This is a genomic window from Devosia chinhatensis (assembly GCF_000969445.1).
In the GTDB taxonomy this organism is placed as follows: domain Bacteria; phylum Pseudomonadota; class Alphaproteobacteria; order Rhizobiales; family Devosiaceae; genus Devosia; species Devosia chinhatensis.
The window spans coordinates 839,056-863,072 of the sequence record NZ_JZEY01000061.1; the positions used below are offsets into that span (position 1 = coordinate 839,056).

Genomic DNA, 24,017 nt, shown 5'->3' on the forward strand with positions numbered 1-24,017 from the left:
GGGTGAGGGCGCCTTTTCCGAACACGATTGCCCCATCTGGAACGACATCCAGCGCGCCCTCGAGGGAGCCAGCAAATGACCGTCATCCCCCGTCTGCGACCCGGCACGCGCCTTTGCATCGCCACGCACAATGCCGGCAAGCTCACCGAATTCCGCGAGCTGTTCGCCCCCTTCGGTCTCGATCTGGTCTCGGCGGGCGAACTCGGCCTGCCCGAACCCGAGGAAACCGGCACCACCTTTGCCCAAAATGCCCGGACCAAGGCTCATGCTGCGGCCAGCGGCGCCAATATGCTGGCCTTGAGCGATGATTCGGGCCTCTGCGTCGATGCGCTGGGCGGCGATCCGGGTGTCTATACCGCCGACTGGGCCGGCGTGCCCCGCGACTTCAACCGCGCCATGAAGCGGGTGGAAGACGCGCTGCAGGCGGCCGGCGCCAATACGCCGGGCCAGCGCCGCGCCTCGTTCAACGCCACATTGTGCCTTGCCCATCCCGATGGCCGCGACGTGCTCTATGTCGGCAGGTGCGACGGCACGCTGATCTGGCCGCCGCGCGGCGAGATGGGCCATGGCTATGACCCCATGTTCATGCCCGATGGGCACGACATCACCTTCGGCGAAATGGCGGCCGAGACCAAGCATTCCTGGTCGCCGGGCCAGCAGGGCCTCTCCCACCGCGCAAGGGCTTTCGCGCAATTCGTGGAGAACCAGATCGATCATGCTTAGCGCTCGGTCGACATCGTCGATGAAAAGCTCCCCTGGAGCCTTTCAGCCCGCTGGAGCCATGAGAGCGATGCTCAAGGGACTGAGGCCATGACCAATCCCAACGATCTTTTCGGCATTTACGTCCATTGGCCCTTCTGCGCGGCCAAGTGCCCCTATTGCGACTTCAACTCCCATGTCCATCGCGGCGCCTTCGACGAGGACGCTTTCGTTGAGGGCTACAAGCGCGAAATCGCCCATATGGCCGCGCTCTCGCCCGGCCGGCTGGTGCAGTCGATCTTCTTTGGCGGAGGCACACCCTCGCTGATGAGTCCCAAGGCCGTCGGCACCATCCTCGATGCCATCGCCGAGGAATGGCAGATCGACCGCAATGCCGAGATTACGCTCGAAGCCAATCCCACTTCGGTGGAAGTGGATCGCTTCAGGGGGTTCCGTGCCGCCGGCATCAACCGCGTTTCGCTCGGCGTGCAATCGCTGCGTCCCGGCCCATTGGCCGAACTGGGTCGTCGTCACACCGTCGAAGAAGCCGTTGCCGCGGTGCGCATCGCCCAGTCGGTGTTCGACCGCTCCAGCTTCGATCTCATCTATGCCCGCCCCAAGCAGACGCTCGAGGACTGGGAAGACGAGCTCAAGGAGGCGCTGTGGCTGGCGCGCGGCCATATCAGCCTCTACCAGCTGACCATCGAGCAGGGCACGCGCTATTTCGACCTGCACCAGGCCGGCAAGCTCGCCATGCCCAACGAAGACCTGTCTGCCGATTTCTACGAACTGACCCAGGAACTGACGGCCCAGGCCGGCATGCCGGCCTATGAGATTTCCAACCATGCCGTGCCGGGCCAGGAAAGCCGCCACAACATGCTCTACTGGCGCTATGGCGAATATGCCGGCATCGGCCCGGGGGCCCATGGGCGCCTTATGGTCAATCACCAGCGCCATGCCACCGCCACCGAGCGCATGCCCTTCGACTGGCTCAGGCGTGTCACCGAGCAGGGCCACGGCATGGTCACCGACGACGTCCTGACCTGGGAAGAACAGGGCGACGAATATCTGGTCATGGGCCTGCGGCTCAAGGAGGGTATTTCCCCCTCCCGCTTCATGGCCATTTCTGGCCGCGGCATTGCCGAAAAGCAGATCGAGGCCCTCAAGGGCTACGGTTTCCTCGAAACCCTGCCCAACGGCAATCTGCGCGTCACCGAGAAAGGCTTCCCGGTTCTCGACGCCGTCGTGGCGGATCTCGCAGCCTGACCTGAATCAGGAAAGTGCTATTGGTCAGGCCGTCAGAGCTTGGCCGCGTCCAGCGTCGTCGCACCCCCGGACCCGATCTGCCTGATCACGAGGGCATAATCGCTGCGCCCATTGGCGTTGAAGCGGAAGAGCCCGTCTCGTCCGGCAAAGCCGGATGGATTGGTCAGCAGCGCCTGGCTATAGGGCGGATTGGCCAGCGACAGCGTGTTCACATTGGCCAGGATCGTCGCCGTATAGGCGATGGTCGCCATTTGCGGTGGCGCGGCGCCGAACTGGCGCTGGTAATCGGGGCGGATGGCATTGAGCCCGGCGTCGTCGACTGCCGGAAAGATCGCACCGCGCAGCGCCGGATCGGCCAGCAGCGCAGGATCGTTCGCCCAATCGGCCGAGCCCACCAATTGCACGAAGTCCTTGTCCACGCCGGTCTGCGCCACCAGCGCGGCAAAACGCGCGGCGCTGGCCCGGTCCGGCAGGAACAGCGCATCGATCATGCCGCTCTCCATCTGCGGCTTGGCCTGGTTGATGATGCCCTGCGCTTCCGACACGTCGGAAAAAGTATAGACGGCGCCCGGTGAAAATCCCGCGGCGATGGCCTGTTGGCGGAAGGCCATGGCCAGCGCCTCGCCATAGGGCGTGGCCGGAAAGACGCCCGCCGGTCCGCGCCGCCCCTGGTCGCGGATATAGACCATGGCCCGCTTCATCTCGGTATCGGGCAGGACGTTGAGCACATAGACATTGGGTCCCGCGACCGCGCCATTATTGGCAAAGCCGATCAGCGGAATATTGGCTGCCCGCGTGACACTGGCCGCCGCGCTGATCTGCTCGGCAGTCACCGGCCCCAGCACCAGCCTGGCGCCATCCCGGATCGCCGCGCTCGCGGCGCTGGCCGCGCCTGCCGGGCTCGTGCCGCTATCGCGCAGAAAGATGGTGATGTTCTCCCCGATCGTGGGGCTGGCCTCGATGAAGCCGATGGCCAGCCGGCTGGCATTGGCCAGGGCCGTTCCCAATTGCGCCAGCGCCGGCTCGCCCGACAGCGGCAAGATCAGCGCCACCGGTACCGGCCCGCGCCCGAAGCGCTGGGCATTACCCGACGGCATCGGGGTGATCGGAGTTCCCGTGGCGCCCCCGCCAGGTGAGCTCCCCGCTCCCGCGCTTCCCGTGCCCCAGGGCAGGGTCAAGTTGCGCGAACCCAGTTGAAATGTCCCGCCCGAACACCCGGCAAGAATCGTGGCCAGCCCGATCATCACCGAGCGGCGCGTCCAGTTTGTCGCTTTCGCGTCATTACCCACGGGATGCGATCCTCAACGTGCACAGTCTGTTAACAAAGTCCCTCCAATTCGTTAATCAAGCATTGAGACGAGAAAGGCCGACGATGAGCGCTGAGAGCAGGGACTATTTCATCGCCGGCAATCGCTTTGCCGCGCCCAGCCTGGCCCCCGGCCTTTATGTCGTGGCCACCCCGATCGGCAATCTGCGCGACATTACCGTGCGGGCGCTGGAGACCCTGGCCGCCGCCGATCTCATTCTCTGCGAAGATACCCGCACCTCCGCCCGTCTCCTCGACCATTACGGCATAACGGGAAAAAAGCAGGCATTTCATGAACATAACGAGCGCGGCAAGGCCGAGGACATCGCCGGGCGCATCGCCTCGGGCGCCGCGATCGCGCTGATTTCCGATGCCGGAACCCCGCTCCTTTCCGATCCCGGCTTCCCCCTGATCCGCGCCCTGGCCGAGCAGAACCTGCCGGTCTTTCCCATTCCCGGCGCCTCGGCTCTGCTTTCCGCTTTGGTCGTGGCGGGTCTCCCCACCGACGCTTTCGCCTTTCACGGCTTTTTGCCCCCCAAAGCCGGCGCGCGGGCCAACACTTTGAAAAAGCACGTCGATTCACGTGAAACATTGATCTTCTACGAGAGCCCCCGCCGCCTCGCCGACACTTTGAGCGCCATGGCCGAAATCCTCGGCGAGCGCCAGGCAGTCGTTGCCTTGGAACTGACCAAGCGCTTCGAGCGCACCCATCGGGGCACCCTTGGCGCCTTGGCCGCCGACTTTGCGGATACCGAAACCAAGGGCGAAGCGGTCATCGTCGTAGCCGGCGCCGCCGAACCCAGTGCTCCCGCGGCCGAAGATTGGCAGGCAGCCCTCAGGAAAGCTATGCAAATCCAGCCCCTTAGGGCCGCTGTGGACGAGGTGTCCGGTCGGTTCGGCCTTAAGCGCAAGGAAGTCTATGATGCCGCGCTCGCGCTCAAATCCGCCGGCTGAGCGGCGCCTTGCGGCCGAAAAACGCGGTCATCGCGGCGAAAGGCTCGCCACTCTGTTCCTTCAGGCCAAGCTCTATCGCCTGCGGCAAACCCGCTTTCGCACGCCCGTGGGTGAGATTGATATCATCGCGGAAAAGCACGGCACCATCGTCTTCATCGAGGTCAAAAGCCGTAGCCGCCGGGCTGATGAGGCTACGGCCCTGGGCGCGGTCAACCAGGCGCGCATCGCCCGCGCCGCGCAGTACTGGCTCACCCGCCACCCTTCCGAAAGCGGCAAGGACATGCGCTTCGACGTGATTTTCCTTGCACCCGGCCGCTGGCCGCGCCATCTCATCAATGCCTTTTCCGCTGTCTGAGTGATCCCCCATGAGCCTCAAAGTCGCCGTCCAGATGGACCACGTCGCCACCATCAATCCAAAGGGCGATTCGACCTTCGCCATGATGCTGGAGGCGCAGGCGCGCGGGCATGAGCTGCTCCATTATACGCCCGACACACTCTCGCTGAACGGCAGCGTCGTCTCCGCGCTGGCCCAGCCGATCACCGTCACCGATGCCGAAAAGGGCCTGCACTTTACGCTCGGAGACGCGCGGCGCGTCGATCTTTCGACCCAGGACGTGGTGCTGATGCGCCAAGACCCGCCCTTCGACATGAACTATATCACGCTCACGCATCTGCTCGAGCGTCTCCACCCCAAGACCCTGGTGGTCAATCCGCCTGCCGCCGTGCGCAATGCGCCAGAAAAAATCCTCGTCACCGAATTTCCCGAATTGATGCCGCCCACTTTGGTGACCCGTGACCGGGCCGAAATCCAGGCCTTCCGCAAGCAACACGGCAACATCATCGTCAAGCCGCTCTACGGCAATGGCGGCGCCGGCGTCTTCTTCATCCAGGAAGGCGACCACAATCTCGCCAGCCTGCTCGAATTGTTCGAAGCCAATTACCGCGAACCCTTCATGGTGCAGCGCTACCTGCCCGACGTCCGCAAGGGCGACAAGCGCATCATTATCATCGATGGCGAACCGGTCATGGGCCTCAACCGCATCCCGGCCGATGGCGAGGCGCGCTCCAACATGCATGTGGGTGGTCGTCCCGAACTGTCGCCCCTCACCGCGCGCGAACAGGAGATTTGTGCGGCCATCGGCCCGGCGCTCAAGGAGCGGGACATGATCTTTGTCGGCATCGACGTGATCGGCGGCTATCTCACCGAAATCAACGTCACCTCGCCCACCGGCATCCGCGAGATCAAGCGCTTTGGCGGCCCGGATATTGCGGTACTCATCTGGGACGCTATCGAAAAACGGCGCGGCTGAGCCGGGCTTGGCGGACGGACCCAAATGCCCTAGTCGTGGGCTTTGGGTCCGGGGACGATCATGAACACATTCCTCGTCGCATTCGCCACCTTGTTCGCCACGGTGGGCGTCGCCGACATCGCCTTTATCTTTGCCGCTCTGACCAAGGATAATACGGCAGCCCAGCGCCGCACCTTTGCCACGCGCGGCGTGCTGGTGGCGCTGGCAATCCTGTTGTTCTTCGCGGTCCTGGGCAATGCCATTCTCGATGTCTTCGGCATCACCATCCCCGCCCTGCGCACGGCCGGCGGCATTCTGCTGCTGCTGATCGCCATCGACATGGTCTTTGCCCGGCATTCCGGGGGCACCGGCACCACCGATGAGGAAGAGATCGAGGCCCGCCAGAGCCACGACATTTCCGTCTTTCCCCTCGCCATGCCGCTCATGGCCGGGCCCGGCGCCATCAGTGCGGTGATCCTGCTGACGACCGGCGCGCAAAGCGATCTCGAATTCTGGCTGGTCTTGGCAGCCATCGTCGTGATCCTGGCGCTGTGCTGGCTGACGCTTCTGATCGCCATTCCCATCCAGCGGCTGCTGGGCCTCACCGGCCTTTCGGTGGTGTCGCGCGTCGTCGGCATTCTTCTCGCCGCGCTGGCAGTGCAGTTCGTTTTCGACGGTATCAGGGCCAGCGGTCTCCTGGGCTGAGATCGCCGGCCTTTATGGCAAATTGCGGCATTAAGTCTTTCTTAAGCCTGTCGTTGACCCAGGAACCGGCCGGACGCACAAATCCTCCAGCATTGTCGTGGGAGGCTTCACATGCGTCTGGCTGCAGCCCTGTTTCTGTTGATCGTCGCCATGATGGCGACAGCACCATCCAACGCCATCAATAGCCGCCCGGTCCCGGTCGCCGCTGCCGTCTACTGAGGAACAGCCGTCTCATCCGGGCTGTCGGCACTGATGCCCACGCCGAAGGCATCGACGCGACCCGCTGGCGCCTTAAACAATTGCTCTAGCGAGAAGCCCTGCGTGTTCGGCTGCGTCCCTGCGGCCATGACCAGGTCATTTGCTCTTTGCGGGACCCGGCTGAGCGGAATGACTGCGCCGGCAACTTCCAGAAGTCGGATCTGGCCCAGCCCCTGATAAGGTGGCCGCAACAGGCTGGCCGCATCGGTGCCGTTGAGCGGATCGGCGATCGCAAGGCTGATGCCGCCTCCGCGATAGAAGGTGCGAATGGACTGGCTGATATAAAAGGCCACCTTGTCCGATCCGGCGCTGGAAAAATGGATGCCGTCATCCTTGCGCATGAGCGCGTTCTGCCCGCTGACATCGGGTCCATAGGCGGAATAGCGGCCATCCTCGCCGACGAAACGATCATAGATATCGAGAAATTCGGCTCCGGCCGAGAAGGCCGCCAGCTTCTGCAAGGCGCTGATCTGGGTAATGGCGGCGGAATATTCCGAACGCGACATGGGCGGCAGGCCCAGCCAGATCACCGGCTTGCGGGCCGCCCGCAATTGCCCCAGAAAGCCGTTGAGCCTCGACTGGTATGCATTGGTCCAGCCCTCGCTTAGCGCCGGATAGGTCTGCCCGTTGGCGCGGATTTCCTGCCGGTCGTTGATGCCGATGATCACCACGGCAATGTCGAAGCTGTCTTCCGCAATCTGCTCGGCCAGCGCTCCGTTCCAGTCGAAGTAGTCGTCCCGCACGAAGCCGGATGAGCTGACGCCCTGCCCCAGGACGACGAGATTGGGATCCTCTGCATAAAAGCGCTCCAGGGCCCGCGACAGGTCGATGGCTAGGGAGTCTCCGAACACGGCGAGCCGCGTCGCGTCCGCGGCCTTGTCGATAGTGGGCTTGGGTGGCGGCAGGGCTGCGGAAGCCGGCGGAGCCGGTGCCCGCGCCGGAGCGCTCTGGCGAGGCTGGGATTGCTGCACCGGGGCGCGCGGTGCCGGTTCCTCGCCAAAGAGCAGGTCGAACAGGGTGCGTCGCCGCGGCTCGGACTGCTGGGCAACCAGCACGCGTTCGTCCGATTGCGCCTGCGCCAGTATGGGCGTCGCATCCGTCAAAGCAACGAGGCAGACCAGAAAGACCAGGAAAAAGCGCTTCATCGACACGTCCAGTTGTTCTGTCTCGCGTTCTAGCACCTGGCCTGAGCCAAGGCCACGGCGCTCCCGCGGCCGTTACCGGGTGGCGCGCATCAGGGCCTCATAGGCCGCGCGGGTCACGAAACCATCGGCCGGTTCGCCCTGCAAGGCTTGGAAACGGGCATAGGCTGCCTGGGTAATGGGGCCGATCCGGCCGTCGACGGCGCCGTCATAAAGGCCCAGAGACTTGAGAGCATCTTGGATGGCTTGACGCTGCCCCAGATCGGGAAAGCGCGTTTCGCGCGGCCAGGGCGCGATAAAAGGTCCGCCGCCCTTGAGCCTGTCCGTCAGGTGCGCCACGGCCAGCGCATAGCTGTCGGAGAAGTTATAGCCCTTGAGCACCAGATAATTGCCGGTCATCAAAAACGCCGGTCCCCGCTGCCCCGCTGGGAGATAGAGAAAGACCGGAACGGATGGATCGCTGAAGGCGCGCCCTGAGACACGCTCGATACCCCGTTCGGCAAAAAAGCTGATTGGCCGCAGGGCGTCACGATTGGCCAGAAGCAGATCGAAACCATCAGGCACGCGAACCTCGAAACCCCAGTCGAAGCCCGGTTGATAGCCGAGCCGCCGCAGATAGACGGCGCTGGTGGCCAGGGCATCGGGCAGCGACGCGTGCAGATCGACACGCCCATCGCCATCCCCGTCGGTGCCATTGGCCAGAACATTGCTGGGATTGACCTGCAGATGCCCGATCGCTCCGGCCCAGGAGCCGACCGGCGACACGCCGTCATTGGCGGCCGCAAGTTTTAGTGCGGCGATAAAATCGGCCTTGTCCTCGATGAACCGGCTGCGCCTCTGCCAGGCCACCGTCGCCAGCGAACGCACAATGGGGCGGATCAGACCTTCATTGGAAAGCACCGCGCCGTAATCGGTTTCCATGCCCCAGATGGCGCCAAGCAAGAAGGGGTCGACGCCATAGCGTGCCCCGATCGCGGCAAAGAGCGCCGAATGGCGCGCTAAAGCGGCCCGGCCTCGCTCGATGCGACCATTGGTCAGCCTCGTGTCGAGATAATCCCAGACCGGCGTGGTGAATTCGGGCTGGGTTTCGACCAGTGAAGGCACGCGCGGATCGGGCGTCAGACCCGAAGTCAGCCGGTCATAGACACTGGCGGAAACACCATTGCCCAACGCCTCGGCGCGGAACTGGGCGATGAAGGTCTCAAAGCTGTCCTGCGGCTGTGCGAGTGCAGCGCCGCAAAGCAGAAGCCAGAACAGAGCCGCCAGCCGCATCGCTGTCCCCTATCGGTTTCGGGTCATGAGGTGGCGTTCCCAGGCATAGGCGGTTTCGACGATTTCGCGGAGGTCGTCGTGCTGGGGCGCCCAGCCCAGGAGCTGGCGTACCTTTTCGCCCGTCGCGGTGATCGAGGCCGGGTCGCCGGCCCGGCGCGGGGCTTCGTCGGCCCGCAGCGCGACGCCCGATACGGCACGAACCGTATCGACCACTTCGCGCACCGAATAGCCCCTGCCATAGGCGCAATTGAGCGTTGTGCTCTCGCCACCCCGGCGCAGATGGCCCAGAAGCAGGCTATGGGCCGCGATCAGGTCGGTGACGTGGATATAGTCACGCACGCAGGTGCCGTCCGGCGTCTCGTAATCGGTGCCGAAAATGTTCATTTTCTCGCGCTGGCCCAGCGCTGTCTGGCAGGCCACCTTGATCAGATGCGTGGCTTCGGGCGTCGATTGGCCCGAGCGCTTGCCGGGGTCGGCGCCAGCAACGTTGAAATACCGCAAGACGCCATAGGTGATGGGATGGGCTGCGGCCACGTCAGCCAGCATCCATTCGGTCATCAGTTTGGACCGGCCATAGGGCGAGAGCGGCTGGAGCGGAGTTTCCTCGACCACCGGGGCCAGCCCGGTCATGCCATAGACGGCCGCGGTGGAGGAAAACAGGAAATGCTTGACCCCACCCCTGACGGCCGCCTCGATCAGGTTGCGAGAGGTGGTAGTGTTGTTGGCATAATATTTGAGCGGATTGCTGACCGATTCCGGCACGACGATGGAGCCGGCGAAATGCACGATCTCGGAGATGCCGTATTTTTCGATGAGCCGGCAAACCAGATCGATGTCGCCGGCATCGCCCACCTCAAAGTGGGCACGCCCGTCAATGGCCCAGTCAAAGCCGGTCACCAGATTGTCGAGCACCACGACGTCTTCGCCCGCGTCGGTGAGGTTGAGCACCATGTGGCTGCCGATATAGCCGGCCCCGCCGGTTACCAGGACGGTCATGCTATGGTTCCTGTCGAAGAGTGAAATTCGCGCGCAACGATATGGGCCATACGTTGATTTAGCTTTACGTCCGCATACTTTGCCAAGGGAGATATCATACGTGTCCAGACGCGTCCGCACCGCCGTTTTTCCTGTCGCCGGCCTCGGCACCCGGTTCCTGCCGGCCACCAAGGCCATGCCCAAGGAAATGCTGACAGTGGTGGATCGTCCACTGATCCAGTATGCCGTCGACGAAGCCCGCGAGGCCGGCATTGAGCATTTCGTCTTCGTCACCGGCCGCAACAAGGGCGTCATTGAAGATCACTTCGACCGCCAGTTCGAACTGGAGGCGACCCTGGAAGCCCGGGGCAAAACGCCGGCCCTGGACGAACTGCGCCAAGACCTGCCTTCGGCCGGGCGGACCAGCTTCACCCGCCAGCAGGAGCCCTTGGGCCTGGGCCACGCGGTCTGGTGCGCACGCGACATTGTCGGCGATCAGCCCTTCGCTCTGCTTCTGCCCGACATGGTTTTTCGCGCAAAGCCCGGCGTGCTCAGGCAGATGATGGACAGCTATAATGAGCGCGGCGGCAATATCGTGGGTGTCGAGGAATGCGACTGGGCCGACGTGTCGTCCTATGGCCTCGTCGTACGCGGAGCAGGTGATGATCGCGGCTTCGACATCGATGGCATGGTCGAAAAGCCCAAACGCGAGGATGCCCCCTCGAACCTGTTCATCTCCGGTCGCTATATCCTCCAGCCCGAGATCTTCTCGCTTCTGGCCGAGCAGACCAAGGGCGCTGGCGGCGAGATCCAGCTCACCGATGCCATGCAGACCCTGATGCAGCGCCAGAAGTTTTCCGGGGTCAAATACGAGGGCAAGGTGTTTGACTGCGGCGCCAAGTTGGGCTTCCTGACGGCCAATGTTGTCTTCGCCCTCGACAGGGACGATATCCGCGACGGTTTCCTCAAGGAATTGCGTAAGCTCGATCTCGAGGAAAGGCTCTGAGAGCCCCGATCAGCGTTTCAGCACCACGCCAATGCCGATCCGGTGCGTATCGAGCGTGCCGGTAAGGCTATTGTCGCGATGGACGAACGAGTAGTCGGCTGAAAGGCCTGTATGGCTGTTGAGTGTGTAGTCCGCGCCGGCGCCGAAGCCCCGACTGTGTTCCGTCTCGGCGCTGCCCTGCGTTTCTGCAAGGCCCCAATCCGCAGACGCGCGCAGCCGCAGCCAGGAATTGACCGTGTATCCGATCCCGGCGGTGGCGACGTGGGTAATGCGCGCCGCGCCAGCGCTGTCTGCGCCGCTCGGCCCCACATCGGTGGACAACGATGCGCTGAGCGCCAGTGTCGGATCGGGCGTGAAGGTTACGCTCGCATCGTAAAGCTGGGTCGCGAAGTCGCTGAGCCCGGCCTCTGAGAAATCATAGTGGCCCGCACCAATCGAGGCGCTGGCACTGAAGACGCTCCCCCATTGCCCGGCAATACCACCACGCAGAGCACTATTGGTTGCATCCGCGCGCAGGCCAGTCGTGGCCGACGCGTTGTCGTAGAGATCGCGCCCGATCGTGGCTTCGCTGAAAATCTCGAAGATGGGGGTCAGCTGGAAGCCCGCGCGCAAGCTGGCATCGACCTGCCAGACATTCTGGTCCGAATTGTCGGTGAGCCCGGTATCGAAACGCTGCGTCGGTCCGTAGACTGTCCGCTCGACGCCACCTTTAAGTGCCAGATTGACCCTGCCGAGACTGCGTTCGATGCCGAGACCGGCAGAGCCGGTCAGCACTTGTGCGGGCACGGCGACCAGCGGATTGGGGTCTGGCGTGCTCGCCAGAGGGCGGGTTACCCGCAAGGCAGCTTCGCCAGTGACGCGCGTCACGCTATCAAGCGCGCTGGCCGCGGAAATGCCAAGGCGCAGGGCCGGAACTTCAATCGTGGCCGAGCCATCCCAGGGGCGGGCAATTTCGGCATCGCCGGAAAGCGTCAGGTCGACGCGCCGCCCCTCCAGAACGGCGCTGAAGGCGGGAGCAAGGCTGGTCGAGAAGCTGCCGCCCGCAGTGCTGCTGCTGGTATAAGTTCCCTTGAGGCCGAGCGATGTATCGAGCTTGAACGGTGGGGCATTGGGCTGTTCGGCGATTGGCGCCGCGGGATAAACCCCGGGAGCGAGGCGATCGTCATGGAGCTTTGCGGCGTCCGGCTGCAGCGGTTCGGCCAGGACGACACCGGGTAGCGACAGGCTGGCGCCCAGCATCAGCAGCAATGTCCAATCGCGACCGGCCAATGCCTGCTCCGCCCGAAACTGCGATACCCGCCTGGCATCGTCGGCCCGATCCTTGCAGCTTATGGTTAAGGAAGGCTTTCCTCGACCGGCTCGACCCGCAGGACCGCCCCATCGGCGCCGGTAATGCGCACACGCTGCCCCGCCATCAGATCGGGGCCCGAAACGCGCCAGATTGTGTCGCCGACCGGCATCCGCCCGAAGCCATTGACGATCGGGCTGGCGAGAACCGCCTCCTGACCAATCAGCCGATCGGTGCGCTGGTTGAGTTCAGGCGCGGCGCTGGCCAAGCGACGATGGCGCGCAAGGCGCGTCCAGACGAGGATACTGCCCAGCGCCAGCGTGCCGAAGACCAGCCATTGCACCGGCCATGCCAATGGCTGCACCAGTGTCAGGAGCCCCGTCAAAATGCCCGCTATGCCCAGCCAGACCAGGAAACCACCTGGGACAACGAGCTCCAGCCCCAGCAGGATCAGGCCTCCCACGATCCAGGCCCACGGCCCATATGCTGCCGCTTGCGCGAAGAGTTCCATTTCGGTCCCCGTCAGCTGCGGTCGGCACCGGTGCTGGGCGGACGGCTCGATGGGCGCGTCGCACCTGCCGGTGTCTCGCCGCCAAAGGTTTCTCGGGCGATCTCGGCGATGCCCCCGATGGCACCGATGACGCTCGAGGCTTCTACCGGCAGCATCAGCAATTTCTGGTTTGGCGCAGTGGCGATGCTCTCCAGCGCTTTGATGTAATTATTGGCGACGAAATAATTGATCGCTTGCACATTGCCGGCGGCAATGGCGTTGGACACGAGCTCGGTCGCCTTGGCTTCAGCCTCGGCAGCGCGTTCACGCGCCTCGGCATCGCGGAAGGCGGCCTCGCGACGGCCCTCGGCCTCGAGCACCTGGGCCTGCTTTTCACCCTCGGCCTTGAGAATGGCTGCCTGGCGGCGTCCTTCGGCTTCCAGAATGGTGGCACGCTTTTCGCGCTCCGCCTTCATCTGCCGGCCCATCGATTCCACGAGATCCTTGGGCGGATCGATATCCTTGATCTCGATGCGGGTGATCTTGACGCCCCAGGGCGACACGGCCGTATCGACCACGCGCAGCACTCGGTCGTTGATCTCGTCGCGATGGCTCAAAAGCTCGTCGAGATCCATCGAGCCCATGACCGAGCGGATATTGGTCATGGTGAGATTGAGAATGGCGTTCTCGAGATTGGTTACCTCATAGGCCGCGGCCGAGGCATCGAGGATCTGGTAGAAGGTGACGCCGTTGGCCGTGACCGTGGCATTGTCGCGGGTGATGACTTCCTGGTGCGGAACATCGAGCACCTGCTCCATGACGTTAATGCGCTTGCCGATAACGTCGATGAAAGGGACGATGAGGTTGAGACCCGGCTTGAGGGTGCGGGTATATTTGCCGAAGCGCTCGATGGTGAAATTGTAGCCCTGCGGCACCGTCTTGGCGCCGGCAAACAGCACCAGGACCAAGAGGATAGCCAGAGCGACCAGCGCCACGCTCAGCCCGTCGAACCCGAATTCACCAAACATGTCCATGCCGCCTTTTCTGCCATCACGCCCGGTACATTATCGTGCCGGGCGCGCTCGTGCATACCCGCTTTCGAAAGGCGGCGGCAGATCGAGCTATTTCGCTGCCTGACAGCGGCCGGTCGGCTGCAGAGCCGCAATGGCGCGTGGGTCGCAACCAGTCCACAGGAAAGTCAGCCAGTCCTGCTGGTTGCCATAAAAGACATTGCGATCCACCTCGCCCTTGACGCCCGGCACGACGCCGGTCTGGGTATATTGCCAGAAGGTCCAGGGGCGGTTCTTGTAGCGCTCATGGGGTTCGGCAGCCGTGGAGCGCAGCCAGAACGTGTTGGGCAGATAGACGTCTTCAAGAATGTCGCGATGGAAATTCATGTCGGTATAGATGATCGGCAGTTTGCCGGTGTGACGTTCCATGGCGTCCAGCATGATGCGGATGCGCTCCAAAGCATCAGCCTTGCTGGGCTGTACCTTGCAGCTCGAATGATTGTTCCATTCCAGATCGAGCACGGGTGGTAGCGCGCTGGGATCGGCGGGTACCTGGCTGGCAAACCAGGCGGCCTGCTCCGCCGCCGTCGAACACCAGGTCATAAAATGATAGGCACCGCGCGGCATGCCGGCATCACGGGCCCGGATCCAGTTCTTCTGGAAATCGGGGTCGATGTAATCCTTGCCTTCGGTCGCCTTCATGAAGACGAAGTGGATGCCGGCCGCGCGCGCTTTGGGGAAATCGACATTTTCCTGATAGCGCGCCACGTCGATCCCCTGGATCGGCATGCCCCGCGCCCGGTCCACCCCCGCATGGGGCCGGTTGTCCCCGGGAATGGCGCCATAGAGCCCGCCGCCGCTGGCACAGGCGGCCAGCGCGACGGCCAGGACGCCGATAATGGCAGTGCGGGCAAAGTGCGAAAACGATCGGGTCATCGGGCCGATGGCCATGGGCAAACACTCGAATAAGACGGCAAAACTGGGATTTTATTCAACATGGGCAGGTTAATGGAGGTTTAGGTTAACCCTTGTGACGCCCAGTATGGTTAACGCGCCCTATTTCGTTCGCCATACGTTCTTGTCGGGCGGCACTTCCTTTGCTAACGTTTCGTTAAATTGGGGTGAGGACGGCATGGTTACCCGCGTTTCGACAGTCGCGTTTCAGGGCATCGACGCAGTGCCGGTCGACGTTCAGGTCCAGATCGCGCCCGGCCTGCCGGCCTTTATCCTCGTGGGCCTGCCCGACAAGGCCGTTCGAGAAAGCGGGGAGCGCGTCAGGGCCGCCCTCACGGCGTCAGGCCTTGGCCTGCCGCCCAAGCGCATCACCATCAATCTCGCCCCGGCGGATCTCCCCAAGGAAGGTAGCCATTACGACCTGCCCATCGCGCTCGGGCTGATGGCGGCCCTGGGGGTGATCCCTCAGGATGGTCTGGACGGTTTTCTGGCCTTGGGGGAGCTGGGTCTGGACGGACGATTGGCCCATGTCGGTGGTATTTTGCCGGCAGCCATTGCCGCCCAGGCGCAGGGCAAGGGCATCATCTGTGCTGCGGCTTCCGGGCCGGAGGCGGCCTGGGCAAGCGAGGAGATCGATATTCTCGCCGCGCCCAATCTGCTCGCACTGGCCAATCATCTTACCGGCCACCAATTGCAGGCACGGCCCCGGCCGGGCAAGCAGACTCTGGCGCCGGGCGAGCTGCCGGACCTTGCCGATGTCAGAGGTCAGGCCTTGGCACGGCGCGCGCTCGAAGTGGCCGCTGCAGGGGGGCATAACCTGCTGATGATCGGGCCACCCGGCGCCGGCAAATCCATGCTGGCGACCCGCCTCCCCTCCATCCTGCCTCCGCTCGCACCGCGCGAGCTGCTCGACGTATCCATGATCCAGTCCGTTGCCGGTGAACTCAGCGGCGGTCTGCTCTCCGACCGGCGCCCGTTCCGCGCCCCGCATCATTCCGCCTCCATGGCGGCCCTTGTCGGTGGCGGGCTCAAGGTCAGGCCGGGCGAGGTGAGCCTGGCCCATAACGGCGTGCTGTTTCTTGATGAACTCCCTGAATTTGCGCCCAGTGTGCTGGACAGCCTGCGCCAGCCGCTCGAAAGCGGCGAAACCGTCATTGCCCGGGCCAATGCCCGAATTTCCTATCCCAGCCAGGTGCAGCTGGTAGCGGCAATGAACCCCTGCAAATGCGGGATGGCGGGCACGCCCGGCCATGTGTGCAAACGCGGTGCCGCCTGTGCCGCCGATTATCAGGCCCGCATTTCGGGCCCCTTCCTCGATCGTATCGATATTCGGGTGGATCTGCCGGCCGTTTCTGCCTCCGACATGATTGCGCCGGCGGCTCCCGCCGAGTCCTCGGCCGTCGTGGCCCGGCGTGTCGCTGCCGCGCGTGAGCGGCAGAGCCAGCGTTTTGCCGGGGCTGGTCATCCTGGGGTCACCACAAATGCTATGGCCAGTGCCGCCCTTATGGAAAAGCTGGTGGCGCCTGATCGGGAAAGCCAGGCGCTGCTGCTGCAGGCGGCCGAGCGGTTTAACCTTTCCGCACGCGCCTATCACAGGGTCCTCAAAGTGGCCCGTACCCTGGCGGACCTTGCAGGTGTCGACACGGTGTCGCGCCCGCATATCGCCGAAGCCTTGAGCTATCGCCTCAATTTCGGCGCGGCTTGAGCGAGCAAGACCATGAGACACAGAATTTCGGCCGGTGTCCTTGCTGTTCACAAGGGAAAAATCCTGCTCGTCCGTCACTTTCGGCCCGGTCGTCATGATTTCTGGGCCGGTCCCGGTGGTGGCGTCGAAGGCGACGAGGACCTGTCGGCCGCTGCAGAACGAGAAGCGTTCGAGGAAACGGGCCTGCGCGTCAAGGCGCGCAACCTGGCCTATATCGACGAGCTGGTCGATGAGAGCGGGCGCATCGTCAAGTTCTGGTACCTCGCCGACTTTATCGACGGAGACATCGACGTCACGCGCAACCCTGCCGCCGCGGAATCCATTTTCGAAGCCGGCTGGTTCGACCGGACTGCACTCCCAGAAGGCCATGTCTTTCCAGAAGTGCTCAGAGACCGTTTCTGGGACGATTTGGAAGCGGGAACGCGATTCCCGATCAAGCTGCCTCTGCGACGCTCGATTTTCTAATAGGCGTTAGAGCGTTTTAACCGACAGCCGCGATCCTTTGTGTGCCATCGGGGGAGAACCATGTTGACAGGCAATCTGATGCAGTGGAACGACGCTCGCGGCTTCGGCTTTGTGGTCGGGGACGATGGCAAGCGCTACTTCCTTCATGTCAGCGAAATCGCGCGCATCGCCACGCGGCCACGTCAGGGCGACCGCTTACGCTTCGAGCCCGCCCTGGATCGGGAAGGCCGCCTCGTTGCGCGAAAGGCGGTGATCGCGGGCGCCAACCTCGCGGCTACACGAGACACATTGCGGCGCGGCCAGCCAAAAGCAGGCCGTCGGCTCGAATGGCGCTATACGCTGGGCCTTGTGCTCGCCTTCTCTATCGGTGTCGGCGTGCTCGAGGGGCGATTGCCGTGGGCGGTCCTGCCGCTCTACCTCATCATGGGCACAGTGTCCTTTCTGCTCTACCGCGCCGACAAGCGCTTTGCCGAAGAGGGTCGGTGGCGCATCAGCGAGGCCATGCTTCTGGCTTGCGATCTGGCCTTCGGCATTGTCGGTGGGCTTCTGGGGCAGGCCGTGTTCCGCCATAAGACGGCCAAACCGTCCTTTATTGCCTTCACTCTCCTGATCGGCTTTGTGCATCTGCTCTGGTTGATCGGCTTTGCGGCAGGGTGGATCCAAGCCTCTGATCTGCTGGAGCTGGCAAAGACAGTGGGATCAGTGTGACCCCTGTGGATAAGTGTTTCACGTGAATCGCGCCGCAACCCAGTTGCAGCGCGACTTGCGGGTCAATGAAACTGGGCTGCCTCGGTTGATTCCGCCATCGCAGTGGTGGCGCTTTGTCCCTCGCTCACCGTCAGCGACACCGCATCGAAATAGCTGGTTCCCACTTCCCGCTGGTGCCGCACGGCCGAAAAGCCATTGGCCTCGGCCGCAAACTCTGCCTGCTGCAATTGGGAATATCCCGCCATGCCGCGCGCCTTGTAGCTGCGGGCGAGCTCAAACGTGGTGAGGCTGAGATTGTGAAAGCCGGCCAGAGTGATGAACTGGTATTTATAGCCCATTGCCCCCAATTCGCGCTGGAACTGCTCCATTGCGACCTCGTCCATATGCTTGGCCCAATTGAAGCTGGGTGAGCAATTATAGGCGAGCATCTGCTCGGGATATTTGGACCGAATGGCCTCGGCAAAGCGGCGCGCCTCGACCAAATCCGGCGTGGAGGTTTCGCACCAGATAAGGTCCGCATAGGGCGCGTAGGCCAGGCCCCTGGCAATGGCGCATTCAATGCCGCCTCGCAGGCGATAAAAGCCCTCTGCCGTGCGTTCGCCCGTGACGAAGGGCCTGTCGCACTCGTCGATGTCGGAGGTGATCAGCCGTGCCGCTTCCGCATCGGTGCGCGCCATGATCAGCGTGGGGACGCCCATGACATCGGCCGCAAGGCGAGCGGCGTTGAGCGTGCGGATGAACTGGCTCGTGGGCACCAGAACCTTGCCACCGAGATGGCCGCATTTTTTTTCCGAAGCCAGCTGATCCTCGAAATGAACGGCCGCCGCGCCCGCCTCGATCATGGCCTTCATCAGTTCGAAGACATTGAGCGCGCCGCCGAAGCCAGCCTCCGCGTCGGCGATAATCGGCACGAAGAAGTCGAGATCGGTGGTGGCAATGCCGTCGGCCTTTTCCATGGTCTGGATCTGGTCGGCCCGCTGCAGCGCCTTGTTGATGCGCTTCACCACGCTCGGCACGCTGTCGACGGGATAAAGCGATTGGTCCGGATACATGTTGCCCGAGGTGTTGGCGTCTGCCGCCACCTGCCAGCCGGAAAGATAAATGGCTTTCAGCCCTGCCTTGACCTGCTGGACCGCCTGGTTGCCGGTAAAGGTGCCCAGGGTCGGGACGAAATCTTCGCTGTGCAGCAATTGCCACAATTTTCGTGCCCCGTTTTCTGCCAGCGAATGGCGGATAGGCAGCGATCCGGCAAGTCGGCGGACCTCGGCGGGGGAATAGGTTCGCCTGATCTGCGCCCAGCGATCTGGCGCATAGTCGGGCGCTGGAAAATGTTCGGTGGCCAATGGTTTGTCCAGCATGTCGTTCTCCTCTTTTGACATGGCTTCGCCGCTCCATCGATGACGGCGGCAAATCGGGATTCACGTGAAACTTCGGTTTTGTCGGACTGATCTGCGACCCGCTTGGCGGGCGACCCTGAGCCGCTGCGCAGCGCGGACTAGCCCGGGATCTTGCGGGCGAAAGTGGCGGCGATCATGCCGGCGCCGGAAAACAATTCCTGAGCGTCTTCGCCACCCACCAGCGTGAACTGGTGTCGGCCGATGCGGCCTGCAATGGCGTAGCCCTGAACGTCCAGGCCGCGCGCCTTGAACTGAGCCATGGCCTCATTGGCAGTCGGCGCAATGATGGTGACGTATTCGTCCCGACTTTCGCTTGTATTCGTCATCTGCATCTCCTCGTGCTGATGACTGTAAAGATTTGACAAAATCGGAGTATGTGCAAGAAGTATCCAAGTAAGGGCGAGTAAACCTGTCACTGAGATGTAAAGAATCGGATATCGGGCTGTAAAGTCTGTAAATCGGGAGGGGTGGTGATGGAGAACCAGGATGCCCAATTGGGTGGCCGCATCCGCCGGCTGCGGCGGAGCCGCAATCTGTCCCAGGCCGACCTGGCGGCGGCGCTGGGCATTTCAGCCAGCTACCTCAACCTCATCGAGCACAATCGCCGCAAGGTGACGGTGCCTCTATTGTTCTCCATCGCCGGCTATTTCGGCGTCGAGCCGGGCGAGCTGGTGGAGAGCGACGAAGGTCGGCTGCTCGGCGATTTGATGGAAGCGTTTGGCGACGACATCTTTGCCGACAGCGATCTCACCAATTTCGATATTCGCGACCTGGCCCAGTCCAATCCCGCCGCTGCGCGGGCCATGCTCAGGCTCTATGATCGCTACAGGGGGCTTGTGTCGGGCAGTGCTGCGCCCTCCCCTGCCCGTTCCGGGGAGCCCTTTCACCTGGCCACCGATGCCATTTCTGATTTTCTCCAGGCCAGCGCCAATCATTTCCCCTCTCTTGAGGATAGCGCCGAACGCGTGCGCGGGGATATCGACAATAGCGGCGACAATTTCGAAGCCGGCTTGAGGACTTACCTCTTCAATGTCTTCGGCCTCGAAGTGCGTCTTGCCTCCCTGCCCCAAGCCATCGCGCGGCAATTCGACCCCTCGCGCCGCCAGATCCTGTTATCGGACCTCTTGCCGGCGGAAAGTGGGAATTTCCTCCTCGCGCAACAGGTTGGTCTGCTCAGCGCAGGCTCCGATATCGACGCGATCATCGCCGAGTCCGAGCTGCCTGAAGGAGACGCGCCCGCCTTGGCCCGCAACGTCCTGTCGGCCTATTTCGCCGCCGCGCTGATCATGCCCTATGGTCCTTTTCTTAAGGCCTGCAAGGACTTCCGCTACGACATCGATCGGATAAGCAGGCGTTTCGGCGCCTCGTTCGAACAGGTTTGCCATCGCATGACGACGCTGCAGCGCAAGGGGGCCGCGGGTCTGCCACTGCATCTGGTGCGGACCGACATTGCCGGCAATATCTCCAAGCGCTTTTCCCTCTCGGGCATCCATATCCCGCGTCACTCCGGGGCCTGCCCGCGATGGAATATCTATGCGGCGTTTCTGGCACCCGAGCGCATCAATGTTCAGATCAGCCAAATGCCTGATGGACAACGCTATTTCTGTGTCGCGCGAACGATTACCAAGGGCGACTATCGCTACAATGCGCCCCGGCGCTACCTGTCCATCGGGCTGGGCTGCGCGATCCATCACGCCAGGGACATGATCTATTCGGACGGCATCGATCTGGGCAGCGAGCAGCAGGTGGTGCCGGTGGGGGTGGGATGCCGCATCTGTCCGCGGCTCGAATGCGCGCAACGGGCACACCCGCCGGCCGATCACCGCTTCCGGATCGATGAGACATCACGCCCCGAAAGCCTATATGCGCGAATGACTTAGCTTTCGCTTCCGTCTTCATAGAGGCGGTCGTGAACCCAGGAGGCGCGCCATTCCTTTTCGAGCGTGGCGCGGCGCTTGCCATAACGGTCCTCGAGGATGGAAAGGCTCACAATGCGGTCGGTGCGGAAGCTCCGGAAGCTTTCCCGCAGCAGGCACCAGGCCGCAATCGTTTGTTTTCCTTCATAAAATGCCAGCCCGACCGGCCAGATCGTGCGGCTGGAGGCGCGGCCCTCGACGTCTGCGTAATCGATGCGGACCGCCTTTTCCTGGCGCATGGCGAGGCGGATGTCGCCCAGGACCGGGATCGGCTTGCGCTCGCCCCAGACGGCAACGGGCCAGAGCGCTGTATCGCTGATCCGGTCGCGCAGATCCTCGGGAGAGGCGGTGGCGATCTTGGCCAGGGCGTTGCGTGCGGCCGCGCCCAGTCCGTCGTCCGGCTGGGTTTCGACCCAGCGCGCACCGAGCACCAGAGCCTCCAGCTCCTCGGCGCTAAACATCAGCGGTGGAAGGAAAAAACCGGGCTTCAGCATATAGCCGACCCCTGCTTCTCCATCGATCGGCGCGCCCAGCCCGATAAGGGTCTGGATGTCGCGATAGAGCGTGCGGACCGAAACGCCCTGCTCTTCGGCCAGGGCAGCGGCAGTGACCGGCCGGCGATGCCGGCGCAGCGCGTCCATGATGGAAAAGAGGCGCTCGGTCTTGTCCATGGCTTTGCCCCCATGCCTGCCTCCTTGGGTGCGGGGAGGCAGCAGCATTGCGCTCGATTTTACCCGATTCTGTCAGCAGACTGTGAACGCTGAGCGTCGCACCGGGCCGCTGAGGTTAGCAGGCTGTTGACGTTGAGATCACGCGATCTCGAATTCGCACCAATGGCTGTAGGGCCGGTCGGGCGAATAGATGACATTGGGGAAATGCGGATTGTGCACCGCGTCGGCAAAGGCCTGGTCCTCGAGGCAGAGGCCCGAATGCTTGCCATAGGTACGACCGTTGAGCCCGGGAACGGGAATATCGGTCCAGACGCCGTTATAGACCTGGACGCCCGGACGGTCGGTCCACAGTTTAAGCGTAAGATCACGATCCGGGGACAAGACGGTGGCGATGGGCTCGCCATGGCGGCGGCCGGTATCGAGGACCATTCCGATATCGTAGTCGACCGGCGCGCCTTTGGCATCGCGCATGGTGCGCGGCTGACGCAGGTCGTAATCGGTGTTGCGCGAGGGCAGGATGGCGCCGGTGGGCGCGAGATCTGCGCCCAGTTCGGTATAGGCGCTGGAATTCACCTGGATCGTGTGGTCGAGCACGGTGTCGGTGGTGCCCAGGTTGAAATATTGATGCTGCACCAGGCTGATCGGGGTGGCGCGGTCGGTGGTGGCCGTCAGCTCGAGCCGCAGCCTGTTGCCGCTCAGCGTATAGGTGGCGGCAAAATTGACATTGCCCGGATAGCCCATGGCCCCATCGGGCGAGAAATGGGTGAAACGCACCGCATTGTTGGCATTGTCGACCTGGCCATTCCAGACCTGGCGTCCGAGGCCCTCCGCGCCACCATGCAATTGCAGGTCGCCGGCATTGGCGGGCAGCGTGTAGGTGACACCATCGAGCTCGAAGCTGGCATTCTTGATGCGATTGGCGACACGCCCGGCCAGCGAACCGAAATGCGGGCTATGGGCCGGATAGGCCTCGAACTGGTCAAAGCCCAGAACCACCGAGCGCTCGCCGCCGGCGACCGGCACGCGCCAGTCGCGCACCGCCACGCCATAGGAAATGATGTCGACGCTGACACCGGTGTCGCTGGTCAGCCGGAACTGGTCGACGCGTGCGCCGGAAAACTCCCCGAAGGTGGAAATCGTGACGGCCATGTCTCTCTCCCGAAATCTTTGGCCGCGAGGTCTAGCGCCATTGCCGGGGCGCTGCAACGCTGCACTTGACGTTTTCGCCCGGGCCAACAAGTGTGGCCGGCATGGGGCCTGGCAGAGGATAGCGGCTTGAGCGAGGACACTTTGAAGCGCCGGGCCACGGTCCATGACGTGGCCCGAGAGGCCGGCGTGTCGCTGGCCACGGTCGATCGCGTGCTCAATGGCCGCCCCGGCGTGCGGGCGGCGACGGCGCAAAAGGTGGACGAGGCCATCAAGAGCCTGGGCTTTGCCCGCGACCTCAATGCCTCGCTGATGGCGCGGGCGCGCGACCTCAACGTGGTTTTCTTCATTCCCGATGGCTCCAACGAATTCATGGACAGCCTGGCCGAAGCGGTAAACCGGCGCTTTTCCATGGCCTTGTCCGACCGTATCCATATCGAGACGCGGCGCATCAAGGCGCTCGATTCGGCCGGTTTGGCGCAAAGCCTCGACAGCCTCGATCCCCGCCATTGCGATTGCGCGGTGATCGTCACCAGCGAGGAGCCCGAAGTGATCGCCGCGGTGGATGCGGCCCACCGGCGCGGCATTGCCGTGATGACGCTGGTCTCGGACCTGCCCCATTCGGCTCGCCGCAATTTCATCGGCATCGACAATGTTGCCGCCGGACGCACGGCCGCGTCTCTGCTGGGGCGCTTTCTGCCCAATGGTGGCAAGGTGGCCATCATCGCCGGCTCGCTGCATCTGCGCGACCATGCCGAGCGCCTTCAGGGTTTCGAGGCGGGGCTGGCGCGTGAGTTTCCGGCCCTCACGATCATCGGCCCGCTCGAAGGCCATGACGAGCGCAGCGAGACTCAAGCCATTGTCGAGACCCTGCTGCGCCAGCACCCCGATCTTGCCGGGCTTTATAATCTGGGCGCCGGCAATGCGGGGCTGGTCTCGGCGCTGGAAGGGTCGGGCCAGGCCGGCAGGATCCGCGTCATTGCCCATGAATTGACCACGCCGACCCGCGCCGGCCTGATCGGGGGCGCCATCGACGTGGTGCTCGACCAGAACCCGGACGGTGAAATTCGCGAGGCCATTGCCGCCGCGCGGGCATTGGCCCTGGCGACCGATCGCAGCGCGGTCACCGATCCGATCGAGATCGGCATCTTTCTGCGCGATAATCTGCGCTGAGCCGGAGAGTGTCGGACCAAAGGACCCGGCTTTTGCCGCAATGACGCGCAAGGCACGACGGCCAGGGCCCGCGACGGAAATGTCGCGCCACACACCCCATTGAAATTGCCGTTTTCCTGGGCGACAATCTGCGCTAAACAAGCGCCCATTCGAAAAGCGGCGCGGCTCGCAAGGGCCAAGGAGGAGAAGGCATGTTTCGGTTTACCGCGTCTGAGGTACGTG

The 24,017-nt window shown here is 63.3% G+C and carries 24 protein-coding genes; 12 read left to right on the top strand and 12 right to left on the bottom strand.

Annotation, left to right across the window (positions count from 1 at the left end; translation table 11 throughout):
• Positions 1-75 precede the first annotated feature (75 nt).
• Together VE26_RS14485 and hemW are read left to right on the top strand one after the other, a co-directional pair.
• Positions 76-723, top strand: a complete 648-nt coding sequence (locus tag VE26_RS14485) for a non-canonical purine NTP pyrophosphatase (protein ID WP_046105876.1) — start codon at positions 76-78, stop codon at positions 721-723.
• 87 nt (positions 724-810) lie between these two features.
• Positions 811-1,965 (top strand): radical SAM family heme chaperone HemW, encoded by a 1,155-nt coding sequence (hemW, locus tag VE26_RS14490; protein WP_046105877.1) that lies wholly within the window; start codon positions 811-813, stop codon positions 1,963-1,965.
• A gap of 32 nt (positions 1,966-1,997) precedes the next feature.
• Here hemW and VE26_RS14495 read toward each other — a convergent pair whose 3' ends face one another.
• Positions 1,998-3,254, bottom strand: a complete 1,257-nt coding sequence (locus VE26_RS14495; protein ID WP_152658861.1) for a penicillin-binding protein activator — start codon at positions 3,252-3,254, stop codon at positions 1,998-2,000.
• An 83-nt stretch (positions 3,255-3,337) separates the two neighbouring features.
• Between VE26_RS14495 and rsmI the strand changes: the two genes are divergently transcribed.
• From rsmI to VE26_RS14515, 4 genes are read left to right on the top strand one after another with little or no spacing between them, the layout of a single operon-like run.
• Positions 3,338-4,225, top strand: coding sequence for a 16S rRNA (cytidine(1402)-2'-O)-methyltransferase (rsmI, locus tag VE26_RS14500; RefSeq protein WP_046105879.1), 888 nt, complete (start codon positions 3,338-3,340; stop codon positions 4,223-4,225).
• A complete protein-coding gene (locus VE26_RS14505) occupies positions 4,194-4,580 on the top strand; it encodes a YraN family protein (protein WP_046106395.1) in 387 nt (128 codons plus the stop codon). The genes rsmI and VE26_RS14505 overlap by 32 nt, the downstream gene beginning before the upstream one ends.
• A 10-nt stretch (positions 4,581-4,590) precedes the next feature.
• A complete protein-coding gene (gene gshB / locus VE26_RS14510) occupies positions 4,591-5,535 on the top strand; it encodes a glutathione synthase (protein WP_046105880.1) in 945 nt (314 codons plus the stop codon).
• Positions 5,536-5,595: 60 nt separating this feature from the next.
• Positions 5,596-6,219, top strand: coding sequence for a MarC family protein (locus tag VE26_RS14515; RefSeq protein WP_244465710.1), 624 nt, complete (start codon positions 5,596-5,598; stop codon positions 6,217-6,219).
• Between the two features lie 212 nt (positions 6,220-6,431).
• Here VE26_RS14515 and VE26_RS14520 read toward each other — a convergent pair whose 3' ends face one another.
• From VE26_RS14520 to galE, 3 genes are all read right to left on the bottom strand, one after another.
• On the bottom strand, positions 6,432-7,622 hold the full coding sequence (locus tag VE26_RS14520; RefSeq protein WP_046105881.1) for an SGNH/GDSL hydrolase family protein: 1,191 nt from the start codon (positions 7,620-7,622) through the stop codon (positions 6,432-6,434).
• 72 nt (positions 7,623-7,694) lie between these two features.
• Positions 7,695-8,891 carry a lytic murein transglycosylase gene (locus VE26_RS14525; protein WP_052715939.1) on the bottom strand — a complete coding sequence of 399 codons (1,197 nt, stop codon included), beginning with the start codon at positions 8,889-8,891 and terminating at the stop codon, positions 7,695-7,697.
• A 9-nt stretch (positions 8,892-8,900) separates the two neighbouring features.
• Positions 8,901-9,887 (bottom strand): UDP-glucose 4-epimerase GalE, encoded by a 987-nt coding sequence (gene galE / locus VE26_RS14530; protein WP_046105882.1) that lies wholly within the window; start codon positions 9,885-9,887, stop codon positions 8,901-8,903.
• A gap of 100 nt (positions 9,888-9,987) precedes the next feature.
• Here galE and galU point away from each other — a divergent pair, with 100 nt between their 5' ends.
• A complete protein-coding gene (gene galU / locus VE26_RS14535) occupies positions 9,988-10,872 on the top strand; it encodes a UTP--glucose-1-phosphate uridylyltransferase GalU (RefSeq protein ID WP_046105883.1) in 885 nt (294 codons plus the stop codon).
• 9 nt (positions 10,873-10,881) lie between these two features.
• Here galU and VE26_RS14540 read toward each other — a convergent pair whose 3' ends face one another.
• From VE26_RS14540 to VE26_RS14555, 4 genes are all read right to left on the bottom strand, one after another.
• Positions 10,882-12,141, bottom strand: a complete 1,260-nt coding sequence (locus tag VE26_RS14540) for an outer membrane beta-barrel protein (protein ID WP_046105884.1) — start codon at positions 12,139-12,141, stop codon at positions 10,882-10,884.
• A 65-nt stretch (positions 12,142-12,206) separates the two neighbouring features.
• Positions 12,207-12,671 carry an NfeD family protein gene (locus VE26_RS14545; RefSeq protein ID WP_046105885.1) on the bottom strand — a complete coding sequence of 155 codons (465 nt, stop codon included), beginning with the start codon at positions 12,669-12,671 and terminating at the stop codon, positions 12,207-12,209.
• Positions 12,672-12,682: 11 nt separating this feature from the next.
• Entirely contained in the window at positions 12,683-13,678 is a 996-nt protein-coding gene (locus VE26_RS14550; protein ID WP_046106398.1) for an SPFH domain-containing protein, read from the bottom strand.
• Between the two features lie 93 nt (positions 13,679-13,771).
• Positions 13,772-14,611: a glycoside hydrolase family 25 protein gene (locus VE26_RS14555; RefSeq protein WP_046105886.1), complete on the bottom strand. Its 840-nt coding sequence runs from the start codon at positions 14,609-14,611 to the stop codon at positions 13,772-13,774.
• Between the two features lie 181 nt (positions 14,612-14,792).
• Between VE26_RS14555 and VE26_RS14560 the strand changes: the two genes are divergently transcribed.
• Genes VE26_RS14560 through VE26_RS14570 form a run of 3 tightly spaced genes read left to right on the top strand, consistent with a single transcriptional unit; the run spans position 14,793 to position 17,492 of the window.
• Positions 14,793-16,319 carry a YifB family Mg chelatase-like AAA ATPase gene (locus VE26_RS14560; protein WP_046105887.1) on the top strand — a complete coding sequence of 509 codons (1,527 nt, stop codon included), beginning with the start codon at positions 14,793-14,795 and terminating at the stop codon, positions 16,317-16,319.
• A 12-nt stretch (positions 16,320-16,331) separates the two neighbouring features.
• A complete protein-coding gene (locus VE26_RS14565) occupies positions 16,332-16,784 on the top strand; it encodes an NUDIX domain-containing protein (protein ID WP_046105888.1) in 453 nt (150 codons plus the stop codon).
• Between the two features lie 60 nt (positions 16,785-16,844).
• On the top strand, positions 16,845-17,492 hold the full coding sequence (locus VE26_RS14570) for a DUF1294 domain-containing protein (protein ID WP_046105889.1): 648 nt from the start codon (positions 16,845-16,847) through the stop codon (positions 17,490-17,492).
• Positions 17,493-17,554: 62 nt separating this feature from the next.
• Here the strand turns inward: VE26_RS14570 and aceA are convergent, their stop codons facing one another.
• Both aceA and VE26_RS14580 read right to left on the bottom strand, forming a co-directional pair.
• Positions 17,555-18,850 (bottom strand): isocitrate lyase, encoded by a 1,296-nt coding sequence (aceA, locus tag VE26_RS14575; RefSeq protein WP_046105890.1) that lies wholly within the window; start codon positions 18,848-18,850, stop codon positions 17,555-17,557.
• A 137-nt stretch (positions 18,851-18,987) separates the two neighbouring features.
• A complete protein-coding gene (locus VE26_RS14580) occupies positions 18,988-19,215 on the bottom strand; it encodes a hypothetical protein (protein WP_152658863.1) in 228 nt (75 codons plus the stop codon).
• A 147-nt stretch (positions 19,216-19,362) separates the two neighbouring features.
• On the opposite strand from VE26_RS14580, the gene VE26_RS14585 reads away from it, so the two are divergent.
• Positions 19,363-20,769, top strand: coding sequence for a helix-turn-helix domain-containing protein (locus VE26_RS14585; RefSeq protein WP_152658864.1), 1,407 nt, complete (start codon positions 19,363-19,365; stop codon positions 20,767-20,769).
• On the opposite strand, the gene VE26_RS14590 is transcribed toward VE26_RS14585, so the two are convergent.
• On the bottom strand, positions 20,766-21,476 hold the full coding sequence (locus VE26_RS14590; protein WP_046105892.1) for a helix-turn-helix transcriptional regulator: 711 nt from the start codon (positions 21,474-21,476) through the stop codon (positions 20,766-20,768). The two genes, VE26_RS14585 and VE26_RS14590, sit on opposite strands and share 4 nt — an antisense overlap.
• A gap of 138 nt (positions 21,477-21,614) precedes the next feature.
• Positions 21,615-22,625 carry an aldose epimerase family protein gene (locus VE26_RS14595; RefSeq protein ID WP_046105893.1) on the bottom strand — a complete coding sequence of 337 codons (1,011 nt, stop codon included), beginning with the start codon at positions 22,623-22,625 and terminating at the stop codon, positions 21,615-21,617.
• Positions 22,626-22,751: 126 nt separating this feature from the next.
• Here VE26_RS14595 and VE26_RS14600 point away from each other — a divergent pair, with 126 nt between their 5' ends.
• A complete protein-coding gene (locus VE26_RS14600) occupies positions 22,752-23,795 on the top strand; it encodes a LacI family DNA-binding transcriptional regulator (RefSeq protein WP_160297856.1) in 1,044 nt (347 codons plus the stop codon).
• The last annotated feature ends 222 nt before the right edge of the window (positions 23,796-24,017 follow it).

Excerpts from the sequence above, each read along its gene's own strand:
- VE26_RS14485 (WP_046105876.1), top strand. The coding sequence starts at position 76 with ATGACCGTCATCCCCCGTCTGCGACCCGGCACGCGCCTTTGCATCGCC.
- hemW (WP_046105877.1), top strand. The coding sequence starts at position 811 with ATGACCAATCCCAACGATCTTTTCGGCATTTACGTCCATTGGCCCTTC.
- rsmI (WP_046105879.1), top strand. The coding sequence starts at position 3,338 with ATGAGCGCTGAGAGCAGGGACTATTTCATCGCCGGCAATCGCTTTGCC.
- VE26_RS14505 (WP_046106395.1), top strand. The coding sequence starts at position 4,194 with ATGCCGCGCTCGCGCTCAAATCCGCCGGCTGAGCGGCGCCTTGCGGCC.
- gshB (WP_046105880.1), top strand. The coding sequence starts at position 4,591 with ATGAGCCTCAAAGTCGCCGTCCAGATGGACCACGTCGCCACCATCAAT.
- VE26_RS14515 (WP_244465710.1), top strand. The coding sequence starts at position 5,596 with ATGAACACATTCCTCGTCGCATTCGCCACCTTGTTCGCCACGGTGGGC.
- VE26_RS14520 (WP_046105881.1), bottom strand. The coding sequence starts at position 7,622 with ATGAAGCGCTTTTTCCTGGTCTTTCTGGTCTGCCTCGTTGCTTTGACG.
- VE26_RS14525 (WP_052715939.1), bottom strand. The coding sequence starts at position 8,891 with ATGCGGCTGGCGGCTCTGTTCTGGCTTCTGCTTTGCGGCGCTGCACTC.
- galE (WP_046105882.1), bottom strand. The coding sequence starts at position 9,887 with ATGACCGTCCTGGTAACCGGCGGGGCCGGCTATATCGGCAGCCACATG.
- VE26_RS14545 (WP_046105885.1), bottom strand. The coding sequence starts at position 12,671 with ATGGAACTCTTCGCGCAAGCGGCAGCATATGGGCCGTGGGCCTGGATC.
- VE26_RS14550 (WP_046106398.1), bottom strand. The coding sequence starts at position 13,678 with ATGTTTGGTGAATTCGGGTTCGACGGGCTGAGCGTGGCGCTGGTCGCT.
- VE26_RS14555 (WP_046105886.1), bottom strand. The coding sequence starts at position 14,611 with ATGGCCATCGGCCCGATGACCCGATCGTTTTCGCACTTTGCCCGCACT.
- VE26_RS14560 (WP_046105887.1), top strand. The coding sequence starts at position 14,793 with ATGGTTACCCGCGTTTCGACAGTCGCGTTTCAGGGCATCGACGCAGTG.
- VE26_RS14565 (WP_046105888.1), top strand. The coding sequence starts at position 16,332 with ATGAGACACAGAATTTCGGCCGGTGTCCTTGCTGTTCACAAGGGAAAA.
- VE26_RS14570 (WP_046105889.1), top strand. The coding sequence starts at position 16,845 with ATGTTGACAGGCAATCTGATGCAGTGGAACGACGCTCGCGGCTTCGGC.
- aceA (WP_046105890.1), bottom strand. The coding sequence starts at position 18,850 with ATGCTGGACAAACCATTGGCCACCGAACATTTTCCAGCGCCCGACTAT.
- VE26_RS14580 (WP_152658863.1), bottom strand. The coding sequence starts at position 19,215 with ATGACGAATACAAGCGAAAGTCGGGACGAATACGTCACCATCATTGCG.
- VE26_RS14585 (WP_152658864.1), top strand. The coding sequence starts at position 19,363 with ATGGAGAACCAGGATGCCCAATTGGGTGGCCGCATCCGCCGGCTGCGG.
- VE26_RS14590 (WP_046105892.1), bottom strand. The coding sequence starts at position 21,476 with ATGGACAAGACCGAGCGCCTCTTTTCCATCATGGACGCGCTGCGCCGG.
- VE26_RS14595 (WP_046105893.1), bottom strand. The coding sequence starts at position 22,625 with ATGGCCGTCACGATTTCCACCTTCGGGGAGTTTTCCGGCGCACGCGTC.